This window comes from Methanospirillum sp. (assembly GCF_035560735.1).
In the GTDB taxonomy this organism is placed as follows: domain Archaea; phylum Halobacteriota; class Methanomicrobia; order Methanomicrobiales; family Methanospirillaceae; genus Methanospirillum.
Map to the genome: position 1 here is coordinate 1 of NZ_DATMYY010000284.1, position 2,848 is coordinate 2,848.

The 2,848-nt window shown below is 41.9% G+C and carries 2 protein-coding genes; both read left to right on the plus strand.

The genetic code is table 11. From position 1 onward, the window contains the following. Positions 1-1,253, plus strand: a 1,253-nt coding sequence (locus VN429_RS08090; protein ID WP_325631906.1) for a COG1361 S-layer family protein, incomplete at its 5' end; no start/stop codon positions are given. Between the two features lie 114 nt (positions 1,254-1,367). Further along, positions 1,368-2,848: efflux RND transporter permease subunit (locus VN429_RS08095; protein ID WP_325631908.1), on the plus strand; the 1,481-nt coding region annotated here is incomplete at its 3' end.

Below are 2,848 nucleotides of genomic sequence, written 5' to 3' on the forward strand. Positions count from 1 at the left end.
CTGTTATACTGCCGGTAAGTGCAGGTACCAAGTTCCTATCAGGAGCTCCAAATATTTCTGTCAGTATCACCGGGAGTAATGAATTTACTCCAGGCACATCTGTTCCATTAGAATTGTCAATTCAGAACAGCGGATTAAACACCCTAAAAATTGTTCAGTCAGATATCGTGGACCGGGAAGATCAACCAAGTACTGCAAAAATGATATCTGCTTCGCTTCAGGAGGGAAATGCTCCGGTTCTTATTAAATCTGATGAGCAGATGATTGGAGATATCTCCGGCTCTGATTCAAAAAAGGTAGTATTTCAGATCAGGGTGAAGGATGACGCTCCAGCCGGAAAATACATACTGCCCTTACATCTGTCGTATACCTATCTCGCAGAAGCAGAACAACAAGGAACTGACAGCATCAGTTATCGGTATAACAAGAAAGATCTCACGGTAAACATACCATTCGAAGTAAAATCAGCGATTAATCTTGCTGTAGTACAGGTGACACCTGATACGATCAGTGCAGGTGGATCCGGGTATATTAATGTGAGTCTGAAAAATATCGGACGTGATACAGGACAGGAAGCTGTTGCCCTGATTAATCGAAGTGGTGATTCCCCAATAATTCCTATTGACAGTACCGTCTATATCGGGGCATTTTCACCCGGATCAGTTGCTGATGTCAGATTCAAAATATCAACTTCACGGGATGCCGGAGTCCAGGAGTATCCACTCGAAATTCGTGTAAATTACAAGAATAGCGATGGGGATAATCTTGAAACAGAAGGTAAACGGATTGGTGTTCCTATCGGAGAAAAAACTGATTTCTCAATAACAAGTCCGGTTCCTGTAATTAGTCCTGGGAGTACAAAGACAATCGACGTAAATTATCGCAATACTGGTGTTACTTCATTGTATAGTGCAGAGGTACGGTTAAGTGCTGTCGATCCCTTTACCAGTAATGATGACCTTGCATACCTTGGAGATCTAAATCCCGGTGATGTAGGCCATGCCAGGTTTGAGATAACCTCATCTGATAATGCTGTAGAGAAGAAATATGCTCTCGATTCTGAAATCCGGTATCGGGATGCTCTGAATAAAACCCACATCTCTGATACCGTAAAAGTGCCAATTACTGTTGCTCAATCAGACATCTTTGCAGTCCTTGCTTCAAATGCATATGTTCTTTCACTGATAGTCGTAGGTATTCTTGGCTGTGGATATTTCCTGTTTTTCAGGAAAGTTCTGGGAAATCATTCCTGATTGTAGGGGATTTCTATGTTTTTTCTTTTTAATCGATTAGCGAACTGTATTCTGAATCATCAGCGTGTGGTTTCTGCATTCTTTCTTTCTGTAATTCTTCTCTCTTTAGTGGGAATGACTCTCCTTACTATGGAGGCCGGTTCTAACACGTATCTTGATAAAAGTACTCTGAAAGGAATCATTTATGATCATTACGCAGAACAATTTGATAAACGCACTCTGGTCATTTTGGTAGAATCCGGGGATTCTTCCGGTGTAGAGGCCCTGAATTACATCGATTCCCTAAAGGCTCCCCTCATAAACCTGCATCACGTTTCAAGTGTGTCAGCGATTACTGATCTTATTAAAGAACGCAATGGTGGGGTGCTTCCTCAAAGCGAAGGTGAATTGCAGGAGGTGAAAGCAGGTATTCCAGGTAATGTCTTCACTATGTATACTCCTTCAAATTTGATCACTCTGGTGATGATCAAACTGGACAATGGGATATCTGTGAGTAAAGGAAAGGAGACTGCAGCAGATATCCGCTCATTCTTACAAAATACTGCTATACCCCCAGGGATTACCGTAACATTAACCGGAGAATCAGTGTTTGATGAGGAGATGGAGAATGAACTGAGCCAGTCCATGACAACACTCATTCTTGCAGCCCTTATCCTGATGGTTTTGCTGATGGCCGGATTATTTTCATATGTGAGGTACCGGTTTCTTCCGGTTATCATGGTTGCTATCGGATTATTGATAACCTTCGGAATAATGGGATTATTGCATATCAAGATAAACATGGCCGTTATCGCTGCATTCCCTGTCCTGATTGGTCTTGGTATTGATTATGCAATCCAGTTCCAGGCACGACTTGATGAAGAGGCCAGATTAGTTTCTCTTTCAAGCGCTATCAGAACTACCATCGTCAGATCCGGGCCAGCTGTCATGTATGCAATGCTTGCTACATCGATGGGATTTATGGCTATGTTTATCTCCCCGGTCCCGATGATCCGATCTTTCGGACTGGTTAGTATAATCGGAGTTGCGATCTGTTATCTCACATCATTAATCGGACTACCACTCATTGCTCTTTACCTCCAGTATACACCTAAAGAATCTGTATCAACTAAACCAAGGAGAACTGATCTGATTCTATCTTCAATTGCTGGAAAGATCGCAAGAAATCCGGTTCCGGTATTATTGGTTGCGGTTTTTCTTGCTGTTGCAGGTATTCAGATTGACAAGACCCTTCCGGTTGATACCAATGAAAAAGCATTTGTTCCTCCTGATATGCCTGCAAAACTCATGCTTGATAAGGTTACGAGATATGTGGGATCAACTGAACCGATACCGATACTTGTTAGAGGATCTCAAGTCACATCACCTGATACCATCAGATGGATGAAGGAGTTTACTGATAATCAATTGAAAAAGCGACCCTGGATCACATCAGGAGTCAGTATTGCAGATTATCTGATGGAATATAATAATGGTATACTTCCGGATTCTGAAGAAAAGATATCAGCCACCATGGAGAAAATTCCCGAGGATATCAGAAAAGAACTGGTATCTGGAAATCAGGAGGCTCAAATCCAGTTATATCCTAAAAAACT